At 58.3% G+C, this 24,598-nt stretch carries 25 protein-coding genes and 1 other RNA gene; 14 read left to right on the forward strand and 12 right to left on the reverse strand.

The features are described from left to right. Window positions 1–17: 17 nt before the first annotated feature. From mraY to rsmI, 10 genes are all read right to left on the reverse strand, one after another. Window positions 18–1,103, reverse strand: coding sequence for a phospho-N-acetylmuramoyl-pentapeptide-transferase (gene mraY / locus ACJSDX_RS00915; protein ID WP_309566226.1), 1,086 nt, complete (start codon window positions 1,101–1,103; stop codon window positions 18–20). Continuing rightward, complete coding sequence (locus tag ACJSDX_RS00920) at window positions 1,103–2,458, reverse strand: UDP-N-acetylmuramoyl-tripeptide--D-alanyl-D-alanine ligase (protein ID WP_407993091.1); 1,356 nt, start codon at window positions 2,456–2,458, stop codon at window positions 1,103–1,105. Before ACJSDX_RS00920 ends, mraY begins: the two co-directional genes overlap by 1 nt. Next, the gene (locus tag ACJSDX_RS00925) at window positions 2,455–3,879 is read right to left on the reverse strand and encodes a UDP-N-acetylmuramoyl-L-alanyl-D-glutamate--2,6-diaminopimelate ligase (protein WP_407993092.1); all 1,425 of its coding nucleotides are present in this window, start codon (window positions 3,877–3,879) and stop codon (window positions 2,455–2,457) included. Before ACJSDX_RS00925 ends, ACJSDX_RS00920 begins: the two co-directional genes overlap by 4 nt. Continuing rightward, window positions 3,876–5,627 (reverse strand): peptidoglycan D,D-transpeptidase FtsI family protein, encoded by a 1,752-nt coding sequence (locus ACJSDX_RS00930; protein WP_407993093.1) that lies wholly within the window; start codon window positions 5,625–5,627, stop codon window positions 3,876–3,878. Before ACJSDX_RS00930 ends, ACJSDX_RS00925 begins: the two co-directional genes overlap by 4 nt. Next, window positions 5,624–5,884, reverse strand: a complete 261-nt coding sequence (gene ftsL / locus ACJSDX_RS00935) for a cell division protein FtsL (RefSeq protein WP_407993094.1) — start codon at window positions 5,882–5,884, stop codon at window positions 5,624–5,626. The genes ACJSDX_RS00930 and ftsL overlap by 4 nt, the downstream gene beginning before the upstream one ends. After that, window positions 5,884–6,849: a 16S rRNA (cytosine(1402)-N(4))-methyltransferase RsmH gene (gene rsmH / locus ACJSDX_RS00940; RefSeq protein ID WP_407993095.1), complete on the reverse strand. Its 966-nt coding sequence runs from the start codon at window positions 6,847–6,849 to the stop codon at window positions 5,884–5,886. The genes ftsL and rsmH overlap by 1 nt, the downstream gene beginning before the upstream one ends. Next, entirely contained in the window at window positions 6,846–7,292 is a 447-nt protein-coding gene (gene mraZ / locus ACJSDX_RS00945) for a division/cell wall cluster transcriptional repressor MraZ (RefSeq protein ID WP_407993096.1), read from the reverse strand. The genes rsmH and mraZ overlap by 4 nt, the downstream gene beginning before the upstream one ends. 375 nt (window positions 7,293–7,667) lie before the next feature. Further along, an RNA gene (gene rnpB / locus ACJSDX_RS00950) (RNase P RNA component class A) lies at window positions 7,668–7,972 on the reverse strand. 75 nt (window positions 7,973–8,047) lie between these two features. Next, window positions 8,048–9,082: a dihydroorotase gene (gene pyrC / locus ACJSDX_RS00955; RefSeq protein ID WP_309566219.1), complete on the reverse strand. Its 1,035-nt coding sequence runs from the start codon at window positions 9,080–9,082 to the stop codon at window positions 8,048–8,050. A 34-nt stretch (window positions 9,083–9,116) separates the two neighbouring features. Further along, window positions 9,117–9,962 carry a 16S rRNA (cytidine(1402)-2'-O)-methyltransferase gene (gene rsmI, locus ACJSDX_RS00960; protein ID WP_407993097.1) on the reverse strand — a complete coding sequence of 282 codons (846 nt, stop codon included), beginning with the start codon at window positions 9,960–9,962 and terminating at the stop codon, window positions 9,117–9,119. Here rsmI and ACJSDX_RS00965 point away from each other — a divergent pair. The 6 genes from ACJSDX_RS00965 (at window position 9,954) to ACJSDX_RS00990 (ending at window position 15,195) form a co-directional block, all read left to right on the forward strand. Further along, window positions 9,954–11,594, forward strand: a complete 1,641-nt coding sequence (locus ACJSDX_RS00965; RefSeq protein ID WP_407993098.1) for a penicillin-binding protein activator — start codon at window positions 9,954–9,956, stop codon at window positions 11,592–11,594. The genes rsmI and ACJSDX_RS00965 overlap by 9 nt on opposite strands. After that, a complete protein-coding gene (locus ACJSDX_RS00970) occupies window positions 11,591–11,932 on the forward strand; it encodes a YraN family protein (RefSeq protein ID WP_407993099.1) in 342 nt (113 codons plus the stop codon). The genes ACJSDX_RS00965 and ACJSDX_RS00970 overlap by 4 nt, the downstream gene beginning before the upstream one ends. Window positions 11,933–11,961: 29 nt before the next feature. Continuing rightward, window positions 11,962–12,555, forward strand: coding sequence for an SIS domain-containing protein (locus ACJSDX_RS00975; RefSeq protein WP_407993100.1), 594 nt, complete (start codon window positions 11,962–11,964; stop codon window positions 12,553–12,555). 2 nt (window positions 12,556–12,557) lie between these two features. Further along, window positions 12,558–13,142: a BON domain-containing protein gene (locus tag ACJSDX_RS00980; protein ID WP_309566214.1), complete on the forward strand. Its 585-nt coding sequence runs from the start codon at window positions 12,558–12,560 to the stop codon at window positions 13,140–13,142. Window positions 13,143–13,226: 84 nt separating this feature from the next. Continuing rightward, window positions 13,227–13,550, forward strand: coding sequence for a DUF3579 domain-containing protein (locus ACJSDX_RS00985; protein ID WP_407993101.1), 324 nt, complete (start codon window positions 13,227–13,229; stop codon window positions 13,548–13,550). Window positions 13,551–13,659: 109 nt separating this feature from the next. Beyond that, entirely contained in the window at window positions 13,660–15,195 is a 1,536-nt protein-coding gene (locus ACJSDX_RS00990) for a cyclic-di-GMP receptor FimW-related protein (protein WP_407993102.1), read from the forward strand. A gap of 35 nt (window positions 15,196–15,230) precedes the next feature. Here the strand turns inward: ACJSDX_RS00990 and ACJSDX_RS00995 are convergent, their stop codons facing one another. Then, window positions 15,231–16,490 (reverse strand): sensor domain-containing phosphodiesterase, encoded by a 1,260-nt coding sequence (locus ACJSDX_RS00995; RefSeq protein ID WP_407993103.1) that lies wholly within the window; start codon window positions 16,488–16,490, stop codon window positions 15,231–15,233. Between the two features lie 207 nt (window positions 16,491–16,697). Here ACJSDX_RS00995 and trxA point away from each other — a divergent pair, with 207 nt between their 5' ends. The 4 genes from trxA to ACJSDX_RS01015 all read left to right on the forward strand — a co-directional run bounded on the left by trxA (window position 16,698) and on the right by ACJSDX_RS01015 (window position 20,611). Beyond that, window positions 16,698–17,024, forward strand: a complete 327-nt coding sequence (trxA, locus tag ACJSDX_RS01000; protein ID WP_226757751.1) for a thioredoxin TrxA — start codon at window positions 16,698–16,700, stop codon at window positions 17,022–17,024. Window positions 17,025–17,158: 134 nt separating this feature from the next. Next, a complete protein-coding gene (rho, locus tag ACJSDX_RS01005; protein WP_230348981.1) occupies window positions 17,159–18,418 on the forward strand; it encodes a transcription termination factor Rho in 1,260 nt (419 codons plus the stop codon). Between the two features lie 138 nt (window positions 18,419–18,556). Beyond that, on the forward strand, window positions 18,557–18,799 hold the full coding sequence (locus tag ACJSDX_RS01010; RefSeq protein ID WP_011480512.1) for a type B 50S ribosomal protein L31: 243 nt from the start codon (window positions 18,557–18,559) through the stop codon (window positions 18,797–18,799). Between the two features lie 117 nt (window positions 18,800–18,916). Beyond that, on the forward strand, window positions 18,917–20,611 hold the full coding sequence (locus tag ACJSDX_RS01015) for an ArnT family glycosyltransferase (RefSeq protein WP_407993104.1): 1,695 nt from the start codon (window positions 18,917–18,919) through the stop codon (window positions 20,609–20,611). Here the strand turns inward: ACJSDX_RS01015 and ACJSDX_RS01020 are convergent. After that, window positions 20,608–20,955, reverse strand: coding sequence for a winged helix-turn-helix domain-containing protein (locus tag ACJSDX_RS01020; protein ID WP_309566209.1), 348 nt, complete (start codon window positions 20,953–20,955; stop codon window positions 20,608–20,610). The two genes, ACJSDX_RS01015 and ACJSDX_RS01020, sit on opposite strands and share 4 nt — an antisense overlap. Before the next feature lie 122 nt (window positions 20,956–21,077). On the opposite strand from ACJSDX_RS01020, the gene moaA reads away from it, so the two are divergent. The 4 genes from moaA (at window position 21,078) to moeA (ending at window position 24,598) form a co-directional block, all read left to right on the forward strand. Continuing rightward, the gene (gene moaA / locus ACJSDX_RS01025; protein ID WP_407993105.1) at window positions 21,078–22,085 is read left to right on the forward strand and encodes a GTP 3',8-cyclase MoaA; all 1,008 of its coding nucleotides are present in this window, start codon (window positions 21,078–21,080) and stop codon (window positions 22,083–22,085) included. A 127-nt stretch (window positions 22,086–22,212) separates the two neighbouring features. Next, the gene (gene mobA / locus ACJSDX_RS01030; RefSeq protein WP_407993106.1) at window positions 22,213–22,791 is read left to right on the forward strand and encodes a molybdenum cofactor guanylyltransferase MobA; all 579 of its coding nucleotides are present in this window, start codon (window positions 22,213–22,215) and stop codon (window positions 22,789–22,791) included. Beyond that, window positions 22,788–23,336, forward strand: a complete 549-nt coding sequence (gene mobB / locus ACJSDX_RS01035; RefSeq protein WP_407993107.1) for a molybdopterin-guanine dinucleotide biosynthesis protein B — start codon at window positions 22,788–22,790, stop codon at window positions 23,334–23,336. Before mobA ends, mobB begins: the two co-directional genes overlap by 4 nt. Next, window positions 23,333–24,598: a molybdopterin molybdotransferase MoeA gene (gene moeA / locus ACJSDX_RS01040; RefSeq protein ID WP_407993108.1), complete on the forward strand. Its 1,266-nt coding sequence runs from the start codon at window positions 23,333–23,335 to the stop codon at window positions 24,596–24,598. The genes mobB and moeA overlap by 4 nt, the downstream gene beginning before the upstream one ends.

Here is a 24,598-nt window from a genome sequence, read left to right on the forward strand (position 1 = left end):
TCCTTTAACCTGTTTCCTTATCTCAGCTTCAACGTGGAGAGGCCGACCAGCACCAGCATCATGGTGATGATCCAGAACCTGACCACGACTTGCGTCTCTTTCCAGCCCTTGAGCTCGTAGTGGTGATGCAAGGGCGCCATGCGGAAAATCCGCTTGCCCGTAAGCTTGAACGACCCCACCTGCAGCATCACCGAAATGGTTTCCATCACGAACACGCCGCCCATGATGAACAGCACGATTTCCTGGCGCACGATCACGGCCACGGTGCCCAGCGCGGCTCCCAGCGCCAGCGCGCCGACGTCGCCCATGAATACTTCTGCGGGATAGGCGTTGAACCAGAGGAAGCCCAGGCCCGCGCCGCCGATCGCCGCACAGAACACAGTGAGTTCACCTGCCCCAGGCACATAGGGCACGCCGAGGTACTTGGAGAAATAAAGATGGCCCGCCACATAGGCAAACACCGCCAGGGCGCTCGCCACCATCACGGTGGGCATGATCGCGAGGCCGTCCAGCCCGTCGGTCAGGTTGACCGCGTTGCTGGTGCCGACAATCACGAAATAGGTCAGCACGATGAAGCTCACCACGCCCATCGGCAGCACCAGATGCTTGAAGAACGGCACGATCAGCTCGGTCTCCGCCGGCACCGTCGCGGTATAGAACAAATAGGCCGCAACGCCCGCGCCTATCAATGACTGCCAGAAATATTTCGCCTTGGCCGACAATCCCTTGGGATTGCGGTAGACTACCTTGCGCCAGTCATCGACCCAGCCGATCACGCCGAAACCCAGGGTCGTGATCAGCACCACCCAGACGAAACGGTTGGAAAGATCGGCCCAGAGCAAGGTCGAGACTGCAATCGCGATGAGGATCAACGCGCCGCCCATGGTCGGGGTGCCCGCCTTCACCAGGTGGGTTTGCGGGCCGTCATCGCGTACGGATTGCCCCACCTTGTATTCGGTGAGCTTGCGGATCAGCTTAGGCCCCACCAGGAAGGAAATCGTCAATGCCGTCAATGTCGCGAGGACGGCGCGCAGCGTGATGTAATTGAACACATTAAAGCCGCGAATATCCTGGGCCAGCCAACGGGCGAGTTCGAGCAGCATTATGGTTTCTCCTTTTGTTCTTGCAGCAAGTCGACGACACGCTCCATGCACATGAAGCGCGACCCCTTGACCAGCACAACGGTATCGGCATCCAATGCCGGTAGCAGGAATGCCGCCAGGCTTTCCACCGTCTCGTGATGGCTCGCGCCACTGCCGTATGCCTCCACGGCCTTGGCAGACAAGACGCCCAGCGCATGCAGGGCATCCACGCCTGCCGCTTTGGCATAAGCGCCCAATTCGGCATGCAAGGCCGCTTCGTTCTCGCCCAGCTCGCCCATGTCGCCCACGACAAGCAACCGTTTTCCAGACTGGCTGGCAAGCACGTCGATCGCGGCTCTCATTGAAGCAGGATTGGCGTTGTAGGTATCATCGATCAGCAATGCGCCGCGCCTGCCGGACTTGCGCTGCAGCCTGCCCTTGACGCCGGAAAAACCGGCAAGGCCCCCGGCAACCGCATCCAGCGGCACGCCCATGGACAAGGCGGCGGCTGTGGCGGCCAGCGCGTTCCTGATGTTGTGCAGACCAGGCACGGGCAAGCGCAATGCGCATTCGCCGGCAGGCGTGCTCAATTGCAGGTCGCTGCCTTCTGAATGCAGCGCATAATCCGCCGTGACGTCTCCGCCGGCGTTGAGGCCGAAACGCACGATGCGGTGCCGGCCTGCCAGGGACTGCCATAGGCCGGCAAACGCATCGTCGGCGTTGATCACCGCCACGCCGTCATCCGCCAATCCCTCGAAAATCTCGCCCTTGGCTTTCGCCACGCCCTCGACGGAACCCAGGCCGCCCAGGTGCGCGGAAGTCGCATTGTTGATCAATGCCACGTCAGGACGGCCAATCCGGGTGAGGTAGCTGATCTCGCCGAAATGGTTCATGCCCATTTCCACCGCGGCATAGCGGTGGCGCTCACGCAAGCGCAGCAGCGTAAGCGGCAGGCCGATGTCGTTGTTCAGGTTGCCCTGAGTCGCAAGCACAGCATCATCCGCGCCTGCCGCGACCCGCAGGATTGCTGCCAGCATTTCCTTGACGCTGGTCTTGCCGTTGCTGCCGGTAATCGCCGCCACGGGAATATTGAATTTCCGGCGCCAGTAGGCGGCCAATTGACCCAATGCAAGACGGGTATCCTCGACCAATACGGCGGGCCCTGCCCCGACAGCACGAGATAGCAACAAGGCAGCAGCGCCTTGGTTCAATACGTCCTGGGCGTAATCATGGCCGTCGAATCGCTCACCCTTGAGCGCCACAAACAACTGCGCCGGCTCCAGCTTGCGGCTGTCCGTGCCTACGGACTGGACCAGCACGTCGGCGCCGATCAGAGTGCCACCCGTTGCCTTGGCGATTTCGGATAGATACATCATGTGGCGACCCCTAAGATGTTGGCCGCCACAGCAGCATCATTGAATGGATGCCGTACGCCTGATATTTCCTGGTAATCCTCGTGCCCCTTGCCCGCGATCAGCACGACGTCGCCCGCCTGCGCCGACCTAATTGCCTGGATAATGGCTTTTTCCCGATCGGGCTCCACCTGGGCCGGACCATGCAAGCCAGCCACCACCTCGGCAATGATCGCCTCGGGGTCCTCACCGCGCGGATTGTCCGAAGTCACGATCACCTTGTCTGCCAGTCTTGAAGCGACTTCCGCCATCAGCGGGCGCTTACCTTTATCCCGGTCGCCGCCGCAACCGAATACGCAAATGAGGCTGGCCTTTGCCTGCTCGCGCAAGGCAAGCAATGCCTTTTCCAGCGCATCGGGGCTATGCGCATAATCCACCACGACCAATGGCTGGCCGCCGCCGCCAAGTTGCTGCATGCGCCCGGGTGCAGGCCGGATTTCAGCCAGGACGCGCACCGCGTCTTCCAGTACGACTTCCGAGGCAAGCAATGTCGCCAATACGGCGAGCAGGTTGCTGGCATTAAAGCGCCCCACCAGCTTGGCATGCACCGCGGCTTCACCATGCGGGGTATGCACGTGCATATGCAGGCCCTCGGCGTCGAAGTACAGATCATGGCCGCGCACGTCCCCGCCGCTCAATCCATAGCTCAGCACATGCTTGCCCTTGGCCTTAAGCTCGCTCAGCAACTCCCGGCCAAAGGCATCGTCCTGGTTGAGGATGGCGGTCTGCATGCCGTCAAAACGGAACAACTTGCGCTTGGCGTCGGCGTAACTCGCCATATCGCCGTGATAATCCAGGTGGTCGCGTGTCAGATTGGTCAGCACGGCGACCTTGAAATCGATGCCGTTCACCCGCCCTTGGTCCAGCCCGTGCGAGGAAACCTCCATCGCCGCCACTTCGGCGCCCGCTTGCAGGTAGTCGGCAAGCATGGATTGCAGCAGGATAGGGTCAGGCGTAGTGTTCGCCGCAGCGGACAAGGCATCCGGAAAGCCGTTGCCCAGGGTGCCGATCACCACCGCCTTGCGTCGAAGGGCGTTGAACGCCTGCGCCAGCCAATGGCTGCAGGAGGTTTTTCCATTGGTGCCGGTCACGCCTATCATCCAGAGTTGGCGGGACGGGTGGCCGTAGAATTCTCCGGCGATGGCGCTTGCCTTGCGACGCAAACCTGTTACAGGCTGGTTGGCAACGGCCCATGAAGGACTCCAGTCGAATCCCTCCTGCTCCCATACCACGCCGGCCGCCCCGTTGGCGATGGCCTGCTCGATGAAACGGCGCCCATCGGCCTGCTCGCCCGGATAGGCAAGGAACAGGCTGCCGGCAGAAGCACGGCGGCTATCCGAAGTCATGCCGGTGAAATGATGGCGGTCAAGGCTGGGCAGGCTCATACCACCTCCTTGATCTCGGGCAGGTCGTCGACAGGGATCACGACATTGTTGTTCGGCGCATCCTGCGGGATCGCCAGCATGCGTAGCGCGCCCGACATCACCTTGCTGAATACCGGGGCGGCCACCGTACCGCCGTAATATTTGCCGCCACTTGGGTCGTCGATCATCACCGCAATGATCAAGCGCGGGTTGGATGCAGGCGCAAAACCGACAAACGAGGATACATAGTGGTTTGCCTGGTAGCCGCCCACGCCGGGCTTGTGCGCCGTCCCGGTTTTGCCTGCGACGCGGTAGCCCAGCACTTGTGCCCTTGGGGCAGTGCCGCCAGGCTGGATCACCGTCTCCATCATGTCGCGCAGGTGATGCGCAGTTTCGGGGGTATAAACCTGATGGCCAACAGGAGGCTCCTTGAGCTTGAGCAGGGAGACCGGCAGCAAGGCGCCATCATTGGTGAATACGGTGTAGGCACGCGCCAGCTGCAGCAAGGTCAGGCTGAGGCCATGGCCGTAAGACATGGTGGCCTGCTCGATCGGGCGCCAGGTCTTGTAATTGCGTAGCCTTCCGGAAGCTTCGCCAGGGAAACCGATGCGCGTCACGGAGCCGAACCCGACCTGGTTATAGATGCTCCACATGTAATGCGGCTCCAGGCTCAGCGCCATCTTGGCCGAACCGATATTGGAAGACTTCTGAATGACCTGCGCGACCGTGAGCACGCCTTGCGGGTGCGCATCACGGATCGTGGCCTTGCCGATGCGCATTGCGCCGGACGATGTATCGATGAGCGTGCTAGGCTTGTACTGTCCGCTATCGAGGGCTGCCGCGGCAGTAAACGGCTTCAGCGTCGATCCGGGCTCGAAAGTGTCGACGATCGCCCGGTTGCGTGAACGGCCCCCGGTCAGATTGACCGGATTGTTCGGGTTGTAGCTGGGCACGTTTGCCATCGCCAGCACCTCGCCGGTCTTGGCATCCAGCACGACCGCAGAACCTGCCTTGGCCTTGTGCTCTTCCACCGCCGCCGCCAGTTCGCGATAAGCCAGGTATTGAAGCTTGCGGTCTATGGAAAGCGCCAGGTCGCGGCCATCCTGCGGAACCTTGACTGCCTCGAGGTCTTCGACGATACGCCCTTGCCTGTCCTTGATCACGCGGCGGCTGCCCGGCTTGCCGGACAACCATTTCTGGGAATGCAGCTCGAAGCCTTCCTGACCGTTATCGTCAATGCCGGTAAAGCCGACAAGGTGAGCAGTCACTTCCCCAGCAGGATAATAGCGGCGGTATTCGCGCTGCATGAAGACGCCAGGAATGCCGATGCTCATCACCTGCGCGGCAAGCTCAGGCGGCAGGCGGCGCTTGAGATAAACGAATTCACGCTGCGTGTTATCGAACTTGGATTTGATCGCTTCCGGCTTGAGCTTGAGGATGCTCGCCAGTTTCGCCAATTGTTCATGCGTCGCCTTCACGTCTGGCGGGCTGGCCCAGATGGACTCCACAGGCGTGCTGATCGCCAGCGGCTCGCCGTAACGGTCGGTGATCTTGCCGCGGTGCGCGGGCAGGCTCAACAGGCGGCTATAGCGCGCATCGCCCTTTTGCTGCAGAAAGGATTTATGCACGCTCTGCAAATAGACGCTGCGCCCCAGCAGCACGGCAAAACCGCACAGCACCAGCACCAGCAGGAGGCGGCGGCGCCAGACCGGCAGCCTGACCACGACCCGCGGCTTCGACCCCACGCGCATGCGCATCGCCCCCATCATGGCGCGACCACCTGTATGCGGCTTGGATCAGGCACCTGCATGTTCAGGCGCCGCTCGGCAATCTGCTCGATGCGGGAATGCATGGCCCAGGTGCTTTGCTCCAATTGCAGCTGGCCCCACTCTATCTCGTATTGCTTGGCCGCATCCTCTTGCTGCTGCAGCTCGATATAGAGCTTGCGCGCCTTGTGCTGTGACGTAATGACGCCCAGCGCCGCCACTATCACCACAAGGAAGAGGATCAGGTTAAGCTTGGCCATTATTGCACCGCGGTCCTTTCCGCAACGCGCAATACGGCGCTGCGTGAACGCGGATTGCGCCTGACCTCGGCATCGCCCGGGCGCACCGCACGCCCGACCGCCACCAGGCGGGGCTGCGGCAGATCCTTCGCACGCACGGGGAAATTCGCAGGCAAGTCATCCCTGTCCTGCTCGGCACGGATAAAGCGTTTCACAATGCGGTCTTCCAGCGAGTGGAAGCTGATCACCGCCAAACGCCCTTGCGCTGCCAATAGCGGCAGGCACTGAGGAAGGGTCAGCGACAATTCCTCAAGCTCCTGATTGATGAAAATCCGTAAAGCCTGAAAGGTGCGCGTCGCCGGATCTTGGCCAGGCTCGACTTTTGGGACCGCCCCTGCCACGATCTTGGCAAGTTGTCCGGTAGTGGAGATGACCACCCCTCCTGTGCGCTGCGCAACAATCGCCCTTGCAATCTGTTTAGCAAACCGTTCTTCACCATATTCCTTTATTACCCCCGTCAGTTCCTGCTCCGTTGCAGCCGCGACGAACTCAGCCGCTGTCTGTCCACGGCTTTGGTCCATGCGCATATCGAGCGGGCCGTCAAACCTGAAGCTGAAGCCGCGCTCGCCCTCGTCGATCTGTGGAGATGAAATTCCCAGATCCAGCAACACACCATCTACTTTTTGAATATTCAGATCCGCCAGGACTTCCGCCATGGCGGCAAAATGACTGTGGACGATCGTAAAGCGCGCATCCTGGATACCCCGTGCGGCCTCAACGGCGGCTAGGTCGCGGTCCAGCGCCACCAGGCGCCCTTGCGGTCCGAGTTTTTCCAGTATCTTGCGGCTATGCCCGCCCCGGCCGAACGTGCCGTCGACATAAATGCCGTCAGGCTTGATCGCCAGTGCCTCCACCGCTTCGTCCAACAAAACCGTTACATGCTGAGAAACCTGGGGAGCGGGTACATGGCGAACGCCAGCACTCACAGCGAAAAACCCTCCAACTCGGCAGGCAACTCCATATTCTCGGACGACATCACCTGCTGCAACTGGGCCCGCCAGGCCTCCATGCCCCAAAGCTCGAAGTGGCTGCCCTGCCCCACCAGCATCACCTGCTTCTCCAACCCGGCAAACTCCCTCAATACCGGGGAAACCAGCAAGCGGCCGGCGCTGTCCAGCTCGACGTCTTCGGCAAAACCCACCAGCAAGCGCTGCAAGGCACTGGACTGGCGATCGAAACTGGAAAGCGCCATCACCTTGGATTGGATTGGCTCCCAGGCAGGCTGGGGATACAGGAGCAGGCAACGATGTGGATGGGCAGTCAGGACAAGGCTGCCCTCGCTTTGAGCGTGCAGGGCGTCACGGTGCTTGGCTGGCACAGCCAGCCTGCCTTTGGCATCCATATTTAATGACGTCGCACCGCGAAACATGAGGTCCCTTGGCCGATACCAGCGTTTAGCGCGCTGGCATCGGCATTAAATTTTGTCAGATCGGGAGATGGGTAATTGCCAACCATCCGGAGATGAGCAATCAACTTTGATCAACAATTACCCACAAAACTCCACTTTTCTCCACTAACACCCACTATAGATAAAAAAAAATGGCAATGCAAGGGCTTTTTTAGGATTTTTCCTTTACGGGACAATGACTTAGATGATTTTTATGAGAAAATTTTTATCCTTAAAAAATAAGGAGATAGGCAATTTAGTGAAAGTGCTTTATGAGAAACAGTTGCGAGGTGGCTGAATCTTGGTATGGGGAAGTATTGGCAGGGAAAGAATCTATATTCGACTATCTTGGAACAAGATTGAAGCTGGCCGGTAAGCCGGGTTCTGTCCCCGCAGTGCGGGTGGCAGCCATTCATCTAGGCCTAGCGTTGCCGCTAGGCTCAAGCAACCTACCCGGTAGCAGCGCGAGCCACGCCATTGCTACCCTATTTGGTCTTGCTCCGGATGGAGGTTACCGCGTTTCACGTCCACCTTGCGGCTTACTCGTCTCTGTGGCCCTATTCCTCGCCTCACGGCGTACGGCCGTTAGCCGTCATCCTGCTCTATGGAGCCCGGACTTTCCTCCCCTCGCTTGCGCGAGCGGCGGCTGCCTGGCCAGCTTCGGCGCTAGTGTACCACACGCACCTTCCAGCCTGATGCGCCATAAGACCAAGGCAACACCGCGCCGAAGCAGATAGCTATTTCAGGCGCCAGGCAATTGTGCTGCTTGCCCGCAAGGGTACCAGCTCTTCGTCAGCAAACGGCAGGCTTGCTGGAACTTCCCATGCGTTCTTTTCCAGGGTGATCTTGTCCGCATTGCGCGGCAAGCGGTAAAAATCAGGCCCATGGAAGCTTGCAAATGCTTCCAGCCCGTCCAACGCGCCAGCCTCATCAAACACTTCGGCATAAAGCTCGATCCCGGCATGCGCGGTATACATGCCGGCGCAGCCACAAGCCGCCTCTTTTGCGGATTTCGGATGCGGCGCGCTATCGGTGCCCAGGAAGAATTTGGGATCGCCGGAAGTCGCCGCCGCGACCAAGGCCAGGCGATGCTCCTCGCGCTTGAGTACCGGCAGGCAATAATGATGCGGACGAATGCCTCCGTTGAACATGGCATTGCGGTTCATGAGCAGGTGGTGCGCCGTGATGGTGGCAGCGACGTTCTCCGACGCCCCGGCGACGAACTCGGCCGCATCCCTGGTCGTAATGTGCTCAAATACCACCCGCAATCCCTGGAAACGCTCCAGCAACGGAATCATATTGCGCTCGATGAACACCCGCTCGCGGTCGAACACATCCACATTGGCATCGGTCACTTCGGCATGCACCAGCAAGGGAACCCCGTGCTTCTCCATGGCCTCCAGCGCCTTGACGCAATGCCCGAGGTTGGTCACCCCTGAGTCGGAATTGGTGGTAGCTCCGGCAGGGTAAAGCTTCACGCCATGCACGATGCCGCTGTCCTTGGCCAGGACAATTTCATCGGCACTGGTGTTATCCGTCAGGTACAAAGTCATCAACGGCTCAAAACTTGAACCGGCAGGCAATGCCCGTACGATACGTTCACGATAAGCGCGCGCCAATGCCGTAGTCGTCACCGGCGGACGCAGGTTGGGCATGACAATCGCCCGCCCGAAGCGCCTTGCGGCATCCGGCAACACCGCAGACAAGGCCGCGCCATCGCGCAAATGCAGGTGCCAATCATCAGGGCGTGTGATGGTGATGGTAGTCGTCATGAAACTCTCTATATTTAATATCTAACAATATGGTTCAGGATTGCTTGAGACTGAGCGCCAGCTCATACAGCGCATTCTTCTTGGCTCCGGTAATCTCGGTCGCCAGCTTGACCGCCTGCTTCAGGGGCAGTTCATCCAGCAGCAACGTCAATACGCGTTGCGCCTCGGCATCGACGGGAGCAACCTCCTTCGCCGGTGCAGGCTCCACCAATAGCACGAATTCGCCGCGCTGGCGGTTGGCATCCTCCTCCAACCAAGCCCGGGCTTCCGCCAATGGCAAACGGTGTATGGTTTCAAAGGTCTTGGTCAGCTCGCGCGCAATCGTGAGCGTACGTTCCGGACCGAGCACGCCAGCCATGTCTGCGACACTATCGAGCACCCGGTGCGGAGCCTCGTAAAACGCCAGGGTCACCGTCACCTCCGCAAGTGACTGCAGGGCCGAACGGCGTTGGCTGCCGCTGGCCGGGAGGAACCCATGAAACTGGAACCCGGGCGTCGCGATCCCCGCCGCGGAAAGCGCAGCCACCACTGCAGATGCACCCGGTATCGGTACCACCTTGATTCCGGCCTCATGCGCCATCGCAATCGCCACAGCGCCTGGGTCGCTGATGCCGGGCGTGCCCGCATCGCTTACCAGAGCGACAGATTCGCCAGCCTGCAAACGCTGGATCAACTGCTCGCCCGCCTTGCGCTCATTGTGCTCATGCACGGCCAGCAACTTTTTCTGGATGGCGAAATGCGACAGCAGGCCGGAAGTGTGCCGGGTATCTTCTGCCGCCACGACATCAACCGCCTTGAGCACTTCCAACGCCCGCAAGCTGATGTCTTGCAGGTTTCCAATTGGCGTGGCTACCACATATAATGTCCCACTATGATTCAACGACTGCTCGCCCTTCTGTATTTCACATGGATATTGCTGCCGGCCCAGGCAATGGCAGCAGCAGCCAGCCCGAATGCCGTACCGCCGGAAACACGTTTTCATGAAGGCATCACCTGCCTGCAGGCCCAGGATATCGACTGCGCCACCCTGGCACTCAACCGGATTCCCAGCCAATCGGTCTATGCCAAGCTCCTGGCTGGCAACATTGCCGCCGCACAACAGGATTTTGACTCCGTTTTCCGCCTGCTGTTGCCTTTGAAGGCCAATACTTCCCTCAACAACGAGGCAGCCGCAAGTTTACACGCAAGCCTCGCGCTCGCCTATGAGCAAGAGCCCGACCCCTTGCGAGCGTTGGAACAACGCGTTGCAGCGGAAGGCTTCCTTGATGATGAGCAAAGCCGTGCCGAGAACCACAAGAAAATCTGGAGCAGCCTGGGCAAGCTGAGCCGCGAAGACCTGGTCAATATACGCGGCGAAAGCCCGGACACGGACATCCAGGGCTGGATCGACCTGGCGCTGGCAGCCCAGGAACAAGATGACAATGCGTTGAAGAACTGGCCTGACTTCTATCCAGGCCACCCTGCAAGCAAAGGGTTCAGCCAGACGTTACTCTCCCAGCGCCCCGAGGCTCCGGTCCCTAGCGAAGCTGTTGCACCTGTCGCTCCTGGCGGCAAAATAGGGGTTATCCTGCCGTTTGCGGTAGAAGCCTATTATCCCGCGGCAGATGCAATAGAGCAGGGGTTTGCCGCCGCCCAAGCCCAGGCGCAAGACCAACGCGAACTCACGCTGTACGCCACCGACGGCAATCCCGCCAATATTGCCGCAACATACCAGCGCGCAGTCGATGAAGGCGTGCAGGTGGCGTTAGGGCCATTGACGCGCGATGAAGTCACGCGCCTGGGCCAGCAGGACCTCGGCATCCCGACCCTGGCGCTCAACCAGCCCGACTCCACTCCAGGCAAGACGCCCAACCTATATATCTTCGGCCTATCCCTTGAAGTGGAGATTGCCCAGCTTGTCAGGCTGGCGCAACGCCTGGGCATGCAAACCGCAACTATAGCAGCCGGCAGCAACCACCTGGCTGAACGCATGGCGCAAGCGTTCGGCAATGCCTGGAACGACGCGGGCGGCCGCATCACTCAACAACTGACGTTTGCCGAGGACAGCAACCTGACTGAACTGCAGGCCAAAATCACATCCAACCCATCCGACCTGATTTTCCTGGCGGCGAATTATGAAGAGGCGAGAGTCATCCGTCCTTACCTCGACACCGCGACCCCAACATTCGCGACCTCGCATATCTATGCAGGCATTCCGCAGGATCCGGAAAACGAGCCACTCAATGCTGTGCGTTTCGTCGATATGCCCTGGCTGCTCAAGCCCGAATCCGCTGCATTTGCAAACCTGCGGCCTGCCGCTTCCGACTTGCCGCCCGGCGAAATGCAACGCTGGTTCGCCTTGGGGGTGGACGCCTACCGCATCCTCGACCATGTGAGCAAACATCCGCAACAAGCGCACACCCTGCAGGGCCTGACCGGAAAAATCAGCATTTCCTCCGAGGGCAATATCAGCCGCGAGCTTGCCAGCGGACGTTTCAGCGCACAAGGTGTCGTGCCGGAAACCACGCCTTGAAACAGCTCGGGGATGATGCAGAGGCAATTGCTGAGCGCTACCTGGCAACACAGGGGTTGGTGCTGGTCAGCCGCAACTATCGCTGCCGTTTTGGCGAAATAGACCTGGTGATGAAACAAGGCGACACCGTTGTATTCATTGAAGTCCGCATGCGCAGCCATTCCGCATTTGGCGGCGCAGCAGCCAGCATCAATGCTGCCAAGCAGCAAAAGCTCATCCGCACGGCCGAATACTTCCTGCAACAACATGGCAGCGCCCCTTGCCGCTTCGATGCCGTCCTGTTGAACAAACTGGATACGAACAAAATTGAATGGATTCAGGATGCGTTTGGCGCCTGACGCCCTTCAAACAATACTGACATTACGACATGACTGACCTGCACCACCGCATCGCTGCACATTTTGAAGAGAGCGGACGCCTCAAGCTGGAACTTGCGGAACTATTGGCCGCACCGATCGCCGACTCTGCCGACCTCATCGTGCAGGCCCTGCTCAATGAGAAAAAGATCCTGACTTGCGGCAATGGCGGCTCGGCATCCAACGCACAATATTTCGCGTCGCGCATGCTGAACCGCTACGACCAGGAACGCCCGGGGCTGGCTGCCGTCGCCCTGCCTGCTGATATTGCGACCCTCACATCGATTGCCAACGACAATCACTTTGAGCAGGTGTTCTCGCGCCAGATCACGGCCCTCGGCCACCAGGGCGACGTGCTGCTGGCGCTCAGCACCAGCGGCAATTCCAAGAATATCCTGCGTGCGATCTCCGCAGCCAAGGATGCAGGCATGCACGTGATCGCCTTCAGCGGCGGGGATGGCGGCGAGCTTGTGGAACTTCTGACCGAAGAAGATATCCATATCGGGGTGCCGCACGAGCACCCCGCCAGAATCCAGGAAGTTTATATGTTGAGCCTGCATTGCATCTGCGATGCAATTGATTGTCTTTTGTTAGGAGTGAATTAATTATGCGCGCACGTACCCTTTCCCCTCTGGCTCCATTGATTCTGGCCGTGGCACTCTCCACCCAGCTCGCAGCCTGCGTACCTGCCGTCATCGGCGGAGCCGCCGCCGGCGGCGCCATGGCGGCTGACCGCAGGACCTCGGGCATTTACATTGAAGACCAGAACATTGAGCTCAAAGCCTCCAATGCCATCAAGCAGGAGCTCGGCGAAAAGAACCACATCAATGTCACCAGCTACAACCGCAACGTGCTGCTCACCGGCGAAGCGGTCGATGCCGCCAGCAAGGAAGCAGCCGAGAAAGCGGTACGCAATGTGGACAACGTCCGCAATGTCACCAATGAAATCGTGATCGACACCAAGAGCACTTTTAGCGAACGCAACAACGACACCTACATCACCTCCAAGGTAAAGGCGCGCCTGGTGAAGGAAAACCGCTTCCCCGCAAACTATGTCAAGGTAGTGACGGAAGCCACCACCGTGTTCCTGCTCGGCCTCGTGACCAGGCAGGAGGCTGAGGACGCCGTCGACATCGCCCGCAGCACCAGCGGCGTGGGCAAGGTAGTCAAGGTATTCGAGTACATTGATTAACAGCGTGCAAGCGTGCACCCAATCGCGCTGCATCGGCTGATTGGGTGCTAGAATGTACTCTCAGATTGGGTTAATGGTTAAGGCATGAGCACGACAGAAAAATCAGGCATCAAGGAAATCATCATTCAGGGTCTGACCCGCGCAGGCAAGCCGTTCCGCCCCAGCGACTGGGTGGACAGGATGTGCAGTACCTACGCCAGCTTTGGCGCTGACCGCAAGCTCCGTTACTCGCCCTACCTCAAGCCGCGCGTCATAGAAGGAGTACGCTGCCTGGCGGTGGACCTGAAACTCAGAGACACCAATCCGGAAGGCTTCAATCAGCTCATGTATTTTGCTGACGAAAACCAGCTCAACATACTGGATGCCGAAGGCAACAGTATCGACGCCTCCCAAGCCTCCGCAATCTAACCGGCTCATCAGTACCGCACCATTGCTAAAGCTCCTTCGGGCTTTATCCAGGCAGTGACAAAACAGCCAAGACTATTTACCATCCTCACTTTAAAGGGGGAGTCAGGGAATGCTGTTGAATTTGAACGTGCCGGCATTGGTGGAGCATCCACTGATTGTTGCAGAAACCAAACCGGCAAAAATCACCAAGTTTCTGAACGCACTCCCCGTCACTAACATCCTAGAGACATCCCAGGCGCTGCAGGAAGAGCTGGAAATCCTCAACCGGCAGAAAGTCGCGCCGGACACCCGGGTCAAGGCGCTGGAAACCTACCGGCCTGCCATTGCTTCAGTCACAGAATCACTCGCGGCCCATTACTGCAATGCCCCGCTTCCCCTGCCCGAGCAGGACAAGCAATATGCCACGTTGGCCAACACCCTGTGGACCGAATTGGCCTATGGCTACAAACTCGCCCTGCTGGACCTTGAAGCCAGGCTATTCAAGATTGGCGGCGCAAAGCTCCTGAACCTGTGCCTGCATCGCACGCTAGATGCCTTGCGCATGCAGATCGAGATTTATTATGAAACCTACCGGGCGCAGCCTCCTTCGCTCTGGAGCGAGCTGCACCAGCTTTACGCCCTGAGCGTGAAGCGCGGGCTGGAAGCAACGGCAATCGACGACTTGGTACGCAACCAAGCGCTGCCCATCAGCCATGTCTACAAACAGGCGCTACTGATCAGCCTGGCCGATCCGCAACACCTTTCGCAGAAAGACATCAAGCTCACTTCCGATTACATCACGCGCTTCGCCGGCCTTGCCCAATTGCAGCGCCCTGAGCCGATGGAAAACCCGGCAGCCATTTTCCTGATCTCGGGCAACCGTGACAAGCCGCCCGTGCCACTGGGCAAGCGCTTACGGAAAGTAGACGAAGAGCACGACTTCTTTCTGCTTACCATGGATCTGGCACGCCAGGTCCACCAGCATATCAAGCAGTGCCAGCAGGGCTCTTTTCCGCCGGAAGCCGGCCTGCCGGAAAATGCGAACCAGCCCCGCTATCAGGACCTGCTGACCTATCTGCTCCGTCACTGGGGCGCTTCCCCGAAGCGCATTTACAACCGCACACCGAAGAATGACGGCATCGAACTGATCATAGGCTTGCCAGCATTGCACACCACGCTGTACGGCAAGATATTGACCGAGGCGGACAATGCGCTCGGAAAACTGCCGCGCAATTCGCGCTGGCAAGCGCTCAATATCAGTGCTGGCGGCATGGCCCTGCGCAAACTGCCGGCGACAGAAGCCCATCTGCACATCGGCGACCTGGTAGGCGTCCGAATAAGCCATACCACCCATTGGGCGATCGGCGTGCTGCGCTGGGCTAGCCATACGGAAAATCGCCACCTGGACATTGGCATCCAGCTGCTGGCGCCAGAAGCGAAACCCGTCAGTATGCAATCCGCCGATGAGCATGCCGTGCCGCTGCTATTGTTGCCCGAAATCCCCACCCTCAAGCAATCGCCTTCCCTGATCGGCGCTCCGGGCAGCTACAGCCCGGCGAAAATCATCGACTTGACGCTTGAGGACGACAGCAGCAAACGCATCATGATCACCCGGCTGATTGAAAGGACCAATCAATTCGATCACTTCCAGTTTAGCACTTTATAAGCACCAGATCAGTGCACCACAATAGGCCTGGCGCACTACTTTGCGCCGAATACCTCGTCCACCCAGTTGAAATCGAAGCACAATACGCTGACCTGCCCATGCAACGCCATCGCCATGGACAGCGTGACGCAGAGCTTGCCCGTCGCAATCGAGAGATAAGGCCGGGTCATCTGTAACGAACCGGGGTTCTGCAATGCCCGGCGCAAATAAGGACGGCGCAGCCAGACGGCGCCGCTCCCGTCGGCCAAAGGCCGGTAGCGCCTATCCGTGACCATTTTTGCACTATCCGCCAGGCAGCTGGCGCCAAGCTGCACCCCTTGCTGGTCCAGCATATAACAGCGATCGGCCCCGTTCAGCAGCAATAATTTTTGGAAAGCCTGCTCCGGGGCAACCCCGGCCTGCAGCTGGGACACGGCCAGCATGAAGGCGCCGCGGTAGTAGGCCAGGCATTTCTGGCTAGAATCCAGGGCGGATGAAGCCTGGTAACGTTCAAACAATGAAAATATCTTGTCTTCACTATGCGCTTCATTGAGCGTATGGGCCGGCATGCCGAAATAATGCCCTTGGACAAGGTCCACATCGGTTTCCATCGCCACCATGGCCTCTTCCAGGGTTTCTACGCCCTCAATCAGCACCAGGCTGCCTGCCTCGTGGATCAAGGACACGATCCCCGGCAACAAGCGCCGCGCCATCGGCTTTTGCATGGCCTGCACGATCATGGAGCGGTCAAGCTTGACGATGTCGGGGGATAGCCGCCATATTCGCTCGAAATTGGATTGCCCTGCGCCAAAATCGTCGATTGCCACCAGGCAGCCCAGATCCTTGTAGAAGCCGACGGATTCGGACAGTTGCAGCTCATCGTCGATCGCACCTTCCATGATCTCGACGACGACCCGTTCCGGCGGCATGTCGTTCTCCTCGAGCAACTGCCTGAAAAAAGCGCCATACTGCTTGCCCTGGACGATCACACGCGGGTCCACGTTCAGGAACAGCCACTCCACGCTTTCACGTCCCATGCTGCAGAAATTGCGCAAATGCAGGGCGCGCGACAAACGGTCCAAATGCACGATGCTGGCCTCGTCCCGGGCCAGCGAAAATATCTGGTAGGGCGACACCTGCCGGCGCCCATCAATCGCGCGCAGCAATCCTTCGTAGCCGACAACCCGGCAATGCGACAAGCTATAAATCGGCTGGAACGCGCTATACAGCTTTACATGCTCGTAAGCGGCAAACACTTTGCCATGCTCTCCAGGCTCGTCCAGGAACTGGAACTTCCCAGTCGTGTTTTCGGTCATTGATGAAGCCCTGTCATATATCATTGAAGCGGTTCACAGCGCAGATAACAAAAATCCATGCAGCGCAGCAATATCCATGCCTGCATTCAATACTTCACTTGCAGGATTTTTTTCGCTAGGATAGCGGAATTGCTTGGCACGCTATGCCACTATCAAGCTGGTGCGGACACATCACCCAGCATAACCAAACCATCACTAGAGGTTCAAATGAGCGAACATATTACCCATATCAGCGACGATACTTTCGACCAGGAAGTCTTGCAGTCCCAGGTTCCTGTTCTGGTAGACTACTGGGCGGAATGGTGTGGCCCCTGCAAAATGATCGCTCCGATTCTGGACGAAATTTCCAAAGAGTACGCCGACCGCCTGAAAATCGCCAAGCTCAACATCGATGAAAACCAGAATACGCCACCCAAGTACGGCATCCGCGGCATTCCGACCCTCATGCTGTTCAAGAACGGCAATGTGGAAGCGACCAAAGTAGGCGCCCTTTCCAAATCCCAACTGACGGCATTTATTGACAGCAATATTTAATAGCGCTACCCTGGCGCCAGGTTCCGTCTAAAACAACACGCTTAAAGAGCGTCATACGCCACAGGAACCTGGCGGTCATCCTTCAAACAATCCCCGTTTTTGCAGCACATCCGATCTTCAACGAGCCTTCCCATATGCATTTATCAGACCTGAAGCACCTCCCTGTCACCGAACTAGTCGAAATGGCGATCGCCAACGAGATTGAAGGCGCAAGCCGCATGCGCAAACAGGACTTGATCTTTGCGATATTGAAGAACAAGGCCAAGAAAGGCGACAGCATCTTTGGCGATGGCACCCTGGAAGTCCTGCAAGACGGTTTCGGTTTCCTGCGCTCGCCCGATACCTCTTATCTTGCCGGGCCTGACGACATTTATGTCTCCCCTTCGCAGATCCGCCGCTTCAACCTGCATACCGGCGATACAATCCAGGGCGAGATTCGCACCCCGAAAGATGGTGAACGCTACTTTGCGCTGGTCAAGGTGGACAGCGTCAATGGCGAAGCGCCGGAGAACAGCAAGCACAAGATCCTGTTCGAGAACCTGACGCCCTTGTTCCCCACCAAGCCGCTGGTGTTGGAACGCGACATCCGTGGCGAAGAAAACATCACAGGGCGCGTCATCGACATGATCGCCCCGATAGGCAAGGGCCAGCGCGCGCTTCTCGTGGCGCCGCCCAAATCAGGCAAGACAGTGATGATGCAGCATATTGCCCACGCCATCACCGCCAACCATCCAGACGTCGTCCTGATCGTGCTCATGATCGACGAACGCCCGGAAGAAGTCACGGAAATGACCCGCTCGGTAAAGGGCGAGGTCGTTGCCTCCACCTTCGACGAACCTGCGACCCGCCACGTGCAGGTCGCCGAAATGGTGCTGGAAAAAGCCAAGCGCCTGGTCGAGCACAAGAAGGATGTCGTGATCCTGCTCGACTCCATTACCCGCCTGGCGCGCGCCTACAACACGGTAGTCCCTGCTTCCGGCAAGGTACTGACCGGGGGGGTGGACGCCAATGCATTGCAACGCCCCAAACGCTTCTTCGGCGCCGCACGCAACATTGAAGAAGGCGGCTCCCTGACCATCATCGGCACGGCCCTGGTGGATACCGGCTCCCGCATGGACGATGTGATCTACGAAGAATTCAAGGGCACCGGCAATTCCGAACTTCACCTCGACCGCCGCATGGCAGAGAAACGCATTTACCCCGCCATCAACGTCAACAAATCCGGCACCCGCCGCGAAGAACTGCTGATCGAGAAGGATGTGCTGCAAAAGATATGGGTATTGCGCAAACTGCTCTATCCAATGGATGACCTGGAAGCGATAGAATTCCTGCTGGACAAACTCAAGGCCACCAAGAACAACGCCGACTTCTTCGACTCCATGCGCAGGGGCTAACGCCAACGGCAGCTAAGGAAAGACGGCTTGGAGAAATTTGCAATTTCTTGACAAGCTTAATATAATGGCCGACTTTCCTGCTAGGCAGGAACCTACACTGGCCCGCCGCACAAACCGGCAATATAGAGGTAAAACATTATGAAACCTGGCATTCACCCAGAATATCGCGAAGTTGTATTTCAGGACATCGGTGCTGATTTCAGCTTCTTGACACGCTCCACTATCGCTGCGAAAGAAACCATCAAGTGGACAGACGGCAAGGAATATCCACTGGTCAAGATTGAAGTTTCTTCCCAATCCCACCCATTCTATACTGGCAAGCAGAAGATTCTCGATACTGCTGGCCGTGTTGAGAAGTTCCGCCAGAAATACGGCATGTAATCCAACGGGATTGTATGTTGTGGCAAAAAGGCAGCCTGGGCTGCCTTTTTTGTTTTCCATACAATTGCCTGGCGATTAAAATGTATAGGTATTCCCGAACAAGACTAAAGGATATTCATGGCATTCGAGCTTGAGCATGATTGGCAAGCACACCTGGCAACCCCTCGCGCGCATGTGGGGGAGCGTGCCAAGACACATCTGCTGATTTTGCTTTGCATTGCATGGATATTCCTGGGATTGGTTGGACATGAACCCTGGAAGCCAGACGAAGCGCAAGCCATCAGCATCGTCAAAAACATGACGCAAGGCAAGGGGCTGCTCGCCCCGGTTGCCGCAGGGCAGCAAACCATAGAATATCCGCCGCTGTATTACTGGAGCGCTGCGGGTAGCGGCAAACTGCTTTCATCCATCCTGCCCTTGCATGACGCCGCCAGGTTGATCAACAGCATCTGGATGACCATCACCTTGCTCATGATTGGCATGCTGGGACGAGAGCTGTGGGGCGTCGGTATCGGTCGCCAGATCACCTTCATCTTCATTGCCTCCATCGGCCTGATTGCATCCTCCCACCTGTTGATGCCGCAGGTCGCCTCGCTGGCCGGATTGTCCATGGCGCTGTATGCCCTGGCGCTTGCCAAGCGCCGCCCGCTAAGGGCGTCAGCGTTACTGGGATCAGGCATAGGAATCAGTTTTCTTGCCACGGGCCCGGCCAGCGCCCTCATTGTCCTGTCGACCATGCTGCTCTTGCCCATCCTGTTCAACCAATGGCGCAGCAAGAGCTTTGCCATTGTGTCTGCATTAAGCCTGCTGGCGGCCAGTCCATGGCTCTTCATCTGGCCATGGCTGCTATTCGATGCGGAGCCTGCTCAATTCAGTATCTGGTGGCAGAACAGCATTAACGGTTCCAGCCCTGTCAATTATCCTTATATCCTGCGTACCCTGCTCTGGTATTCCTGGCCGGCACTGCCAATTGCGGCATGGGGCGCGTGGCGTTACCGGGCTGTACTGCTCACTAAACCCAAAATGCAGTTGCTGCTGGTGTTTTTTGCAGCCAGTTTCTTGATCATCGGCATCGGGTTCGAACGCCGCGAAATCCATATCCTGCCGCTGTTGCTACCGCTGGCTGCATTGGCTGGCGGCAGTGTCGAGACATTGAAGCGCGGAGCGGCCGGCGCATTGGACTGGTTTGGCTTGCTGCTGTTCGGCCTGCTAGGCTCGCTGGTCTGGCTGGGCTGGTTTGCCATGTTGACAGGCAAGCCGGCCAAGATCGCCGAACGCATGCAATTTCTTGCCGCCACCCAGGAAGCGCACCTGAATATCCTGGCATTGGCTGCAGCCTTGACTGTTACGGTCATCTGGTTATTCGTGATTTCGAACAGCAAACGCTCGAACCGCGGCGCACTGACCAACTGGGCGGTCGGCATGACCATGGCATGGGGGCTCCTGATGACGCTATGGCTGCCATGGATAGACAACGCGCGCAGCTATAAGAATGTCTTCAAGGAACTCAATGCAGCCATGCCCGCGCAATACGCCTGCATCAACAGTTACGGCATAGGAGCCGCGCAAACTGCGCTGCTTGACTACTATACCGGCCTGGCCATACAGCCACAGAGCGCGCCGCAAAGCCACAATCCAGCCTGTGACCTTTATCTGGTACAGGAGGACAGCCACCCCAACCTGACGCCAGGCGAGGGCTGGCAATTGGCATGGTCCGGCAACCGCGCATTGGACAGGCGCGAGAGCTTCCGGCTGTTTACGCGTCACGCCAGCGTATCAGTGGAAGAGGATGAAAGTACCAAGCAACCTTAACGCGGCAGCAACAAGGAAGCCAGCGCCTGTGCGTCCTGGGCGATGCTGTGGCTGGCCTTGGCTTCCATCGCGCGATAGCGTGCCAGCACATCCTGGCCGAACGGCGTCACCTTCGCGCCACCGCCATGGCTTCCGCCCGTCGCCGTTGCCACCAGCGGCTCGCGAAAGCTTTTATTCATGGCATCGACCAGATCCCAGGCGCGTTTATAAGACATCCCCATAGCCCGGGCGCCTGCTGATATCGAGCCGCTTTTGTCTATCGCCTCCAGCAAATCGGCCTTGCCGGGCCCAATGGCGACCAAGTGTTGATATGGCAGGCGAATCTTGATACTGATTGCACTCATATGGAATTTTCACCTCTCACCGGGGTCATATCACAGTCTTCAAATATTATTGTTTGTATTGACTGAAGGACTTACAATCCACGCATCTTATCGCATCCATGCCAGGCCTGAATAGCTGCTCAATGTCTGCCATCGCCCACACTCCCCAGTTGATCGACCAGTTCGGCCGTCATGTGGACTATATACGCCTGTCGATCACAGACCGCTGCGACTTCCGTTGCGTCTATTGCATGGGCGAAGACATGAACTTCCTGCCACGTGAAGAGGTACTGACCTTAGAGGAATGCGCTCGCCTGGTCAAAACCTTCGTCTCCCTGGGTGTGAGCAAAGTGCGCGTTACCGGCGGCGAACCGCTGGTGCGTAAAAATGCGCTTTCCCTTTTCGAGGAAATCGGCCGCCTTCCCGGGTTGCGCGAACTGACCATGACCACCAACGGCTCGCAGCTGGAGCATTACGCCCACGACCTGAAGAAAGCCGGGCTGGACCGCATCAACATCAGCATGGATAGCCTCGATCCCGAGCGCTTCCGCAAGATCACGCGGGTCGGGGATCTCAACAAGGTGCTGCGCGGCATCCAGGCAGCCAAGGATGCGGGTTTCGCCAATATCAAGCTCAATACCGTCCTCATGCGCGGCTTCAACGATACGGAAGCCGTCCCGCTGTTGGAGTTCGCAATCCAACAAGGCCTGGATGTCGCCTTCATCGAGGAAATGCCATTGGGCGAGGTCGACCACAGCCGTGGCGACACCTATATCAGCAATCAAGCCACCCTCAAGCTGCTGCGGACCCACTTCCCGCTGGTCAGCAGTACGGAAACCACAGGCGGTCCAGCGCGGTATTGGCGGGTTGCCCATACCAACACCCGCGTCGGCTTCATCTCGCCGCACAGCCATAATTTCTGCGAAGCATGCAATCGCGTGCGCATTACCTGCAAGGGCGAGCTTTACCTCTGCCTGGGGCAGGAAAACAAGGTGGACCTCATGCCCTTGCTGCGTGAATATCCCGATGATGACCAGCCTTTGAGAGAAGCCATTCTTGCCTCCATGCAGGTCAAACCAAAGGGACATGACTTTGACCTGCGTCGCCAGGCACCCTCCGTCATCCGCTTCATGTCACAGACGGGCGGTTGACCATGCTGACGCCCTTACGGCATTGTCCCGCTGTAGCAGCGACGGAAAATAAAGTAAAATTTTACATTTCAAATCAACCGGATTTATTGGCATCGCTTCACGGCACTCCAATATCGGGCCAAAGCATATGAGTATTACAGGTATCGTACTTGCAGGCGGCAAAGGCAAGCGCATGGGAGGCGCAGACAAGGGCTTGGTGGAATTCAACGGCCAGCCCATGGTCGCGCATGTATTACGGCGTCTTGCCCCGCAAGTGGACGAAGTACTGGTCAATGCCAATAGAGAGATCGAGCGTTACAACCAATTGGGCTACCGCGTCATCGAGGATGAAATCAGCGGCTTTGCCGGCCCATTGGCCGGCTTGCATGCGGGCATGCAGCACGCGCAACACCCTTACATCCTCACAGTGCCGTGCGATTCCCCCTTGTTGCCGCCCAGCCTGGCAAAGCGCTTGATGAATGCCTTGATAGAACGTGATGCGGATATCGCCGTTGCAAAAACCGGCAAACAAGCCCACCCCGTCTTCAGCCTGTGCCGCCGCGCACTGCTCCCCAGCTTGGGACAGTTTCTTGAACGCGGCGAGCGCAAAATGGCAGACTGGATCGCCGAGCTCGACAGTATCGAAGTCTCTTTCACGGACCAGGCGCTCGCCTTCACCAACATCAATACTCCTGAAGAGCTGCGCGGGCTGGAACAGGCAGCGTGAGCACCGCCGCATTCACCCGCCCAGTATTGGGCTTTTGCGCCTACGGCAGCGGGTCGGGCAAAACGACATTGCTCACCCGCCTAATTCCGGTGCTGACAGCGCGCGGCTTGCGCTTGTCAGTCGTCAAGCATGCGCACCACAAATTCGATGTCGACAAGCCAGGCAAGGATAGCTACCGCTTGCGTGAAGCAGGCGCGGTCCAGACATTGGTAGGCTCGGATATCCGCTGGGCGTTGATGACGGAACGCCAGCGCATTCCCGAGCGGCAAAGCACCACTATAGAGCTCTCAGAGCTGCTTCCCCAGCTTGATGACAGCGTCATCGACCTCGTGCTGGTCGAAGGCTTCAAACAGGCAGAAATAGACAAGATCGAGATCCACCGCCCCAGCCTGGGCTACCCGCTGCTGGCACCAGGGGACGACAGCATCATCGCTGTGGCGGCGGACGCTCCGCTCAGTGCAGCGGCAGTGCCAACATTGGATTTAAATAACCCGGAAGCGATTGCCGACTTCATCGCGCACTGGATGAAGGATTTGACACCATGAGCATGCAGCCCTCATTGAACCAGCTCATCAGCTGCCAGGATGATTACGACCCCAACTCCATGCCGGTCGAGCAGGCACGGAAATTCATCCGCAATTTTCTCAACCCGGTCAGCGCAACAGAAACATTGCCGTTGAAAGCCGCTCGCGGACGCGTACTCGCCGCCAGTATCGTCTCGCCGCTAAATGTTCCCGGTCACGACAACTCGGCCATGGACGGGTTCGCCCTTCACAGCCGCGACCTCAATACCGCCTCCTTGAAGATCGTCGGCACCGCGTATGCAGGCAAGCCATTTCCGGGAACAGTGAAGGCCGGCGAATGCATCCGCATCATGACGGGGGCGCTCGTCCCGGAAGGTACGGACACCGTCATCATGCAGGAACGCACCCAGGTTTCCGGTGAGATCATGACCATGCTCGAGCCGCCCGCCCCACAGGCGAACGTACGCTATGCCGGCGAAGATCTCAAGGCCGGCCATGCCGTACTGGAAAAAGGACGCAGGCTGCGCCCTGCGGATATCGGCCTGATCGCATCTCTCGGCATTGGGGAAGTCTTGGTCTACCGCAAGCTCAAAGTCGCCTTCTTCTCGACAGGAGACGAACTGGTGAGCATTGGCAAGCCGTTGGGCGAGGGGCAAATATACGACAGTAATCGCTATACCCTGCATAGCATGCTGGAAAGCCTTGGTGTGGAGGTCACCGACATGGGAGTCGTCCCCGACGACCCGCAAGCCTTGGAACAAACGCTGGTACAAGCATCCGCTCAAGCGGATGTCATCCTGACCAGCGGAGGCGTTTCCGTTGGCGAGGCCGACTTCATGAAACAGCTGTTGGAAAAACTCGGGCAGGTCGTATTCTGGAAAATCGCCATGAAACCCGGCCGTCCGTTAGCCTACGGAAAAGTAGGAGAGGCGCACTATTTCGGGCTGCCGGGCAACCCCGTCTCGGTCATGGTCACCTTTTACCAGTTCGTGCGCGATGCCTTGCTATGCTTGATGGGACAAACCCCGGTGCCAGCGCTGCCATTGCTGAAGGCCACCTGCACCGAGCCGATCCGCAAGCTGGCAGGCCGCACAGAGTTCCAGCGCGGCATCCTGTTTGCCGATCCGGCAGGAGTATGGCAAGTGCGCCCTACCGGCAACCAGGGGTCGGGCATCCTGCGCTCCATGTCAGAAGCCAATTGCTTTATCGTGCTGGATGACCATGTAGGCAACCTGCCAGCCGGCGCAGAAGTCCAAGTTCAAGTAATGGAAGGGATTTTGTAA

The organism is Methylobacillus draconifructus (assembly GCF_045984355.1).
Classification (GTDB): domain Bacteria; phylum Pseudomonadota; class Gammaproteobacteria; order Burkholderiales; family Methylophilaceae; genus Methylobacillus; species Methylobacillus flagellatus_A.

Coding starts and splice junctions, on each gene's coding strand:
- mraY (WP_309566226.1), bottom strand. CDS start 1,103: ATGCTGCTCGAACTCGCCCGTTGGCTGGCCCAGGATATTCGCGGCTTT.
- ACJSDX_RS00920 (WP_407993091.1), bottom strand. CDS start 2,458: ATGATGTATCTATCCGAAATCGCCAAGGCAACGGGTGGCACTCTGATC.
- ACJSDX_RS00925 (WP_407993092.1), bottom strand. CDS start 3,879: ATGAGCCTGCCCAGCCTTGACCGCCATCATTTCACCGGCATGACTTCG.
- ACJSDX_RS00930 (WP_407993093.1), bottom strand. CDS start 5,627: ATGATGGGGGCGATGCGCATGCGCGTGGGGTCGAAGCCGCGGGTCGTG.
- ftsL (WP_407993094.1), bottom strand. CDS start 5,884: ATGGCCAAGCTTAACCTGATCCTCTTCCTTGTGGTGATAGTGGCGGCG.
- mraZ (WP_407993096.1), bottom strand. CDS start 7,292: ATGTTTCGCGGTGCGACGTCATTAAATATGGATGCCAAAGGCAGGCTG.
- pyrC (WP_309566219.1), bottom strand. CDS start 9,082: ATGACGACTACCATCACCATCACACGCCCTGATGATTGGCACCTGCAT.
- ACJSDX_RS00965 (WP_407993098.1), top strand. CDS start 9,954: ATGATTCAACGACTGCTCGCCCTTCTGTATTTCACATGGATATTGCTG.
- ACJSDX_RS00975 (WP_407993100.1), top strand. CDS start 11,962: ATGACTGACCTGCACCACCGCATCGCTGCACATTTTGAAGAGAGCGGA.
- ACJSDX_RS00980 (WP_309566214.1), top strand. CDS start 12,558: ATGCGCGCACGTACCCTTTCCCCTCTGGCTCCATTGATTCTGGCCGTG.
- ACJSDX_RS00985 (WP_407993101.1), top strand. CDS start 13,227: ATGAGCACGACAGAAAAATCAGGCATCAAGGAAATCATCATTCAGGGT.
- ACJSDX_RS00990 (WP_407993102.1), top strand. CDS start 13,660: ATGCTGTTGAATTTGAACGTGCCGGCATTGGTGGAGCATCCACTGATT.
- ACJSDX_RS00995 (WP_407993103.1), bottom strand. CDS start 16,490: ATGACCGAAAACACGACTGGGAAGTTCCAGTTCCTGGACGAGCCTGGA.
- trxA (WP_226757751.1), top strand. CDS start 16,698: ATGAGCGAACATATTACCCATATCAGCGACGATACTTTCGACCAGGAA.
- rho (WP_230348981.1), top strand. CDS start 17,159: ATGCATTTATCAGACCTGAAGCACCTCCCTGTCACCGAACTAGTCGAA.
- ACJSDX_RS01010 (WP_011480512.1), top strand. CDS start 18,557: ATGAAACCTGGCATTCACCCAGAATATCGCGAAGTTGTATTTCAGGAC.
- ACJSDX_RS01015 (WP_407993104.1), top strand. CDS start 18,917: ATGGCATTCGAGCTTGAGCATGATTGGCAAGCACACCTGGCAACCCCT.
- ACJSDX_RS01020 (WP_309566209.1), bottom strand. CDS start 20,955: ATGAGTGCAATCAGTATCAAGATTCGCCTGCCATATCAACACTTGGTC.
- moaA (WP_407993105.1), top strand. CDS start 21,078: ATGTCTGCCATCGCCCACACTCCCCAGTTGATCGACCAGTTCGGCCGT.
- mobA (WP_407993106.1), top strand. CDS start 22,213: ATGAGTATTACAGGTATCGTACTTGCAGGCGGCAAAGGCAAGCGCATG.
- moeA (WP_407993108.1), top strand. CDS start 23,333: ATGAGCATGCAGCCCTCATTGAACCAGCTCATCAGCTGCCAGGATGAT.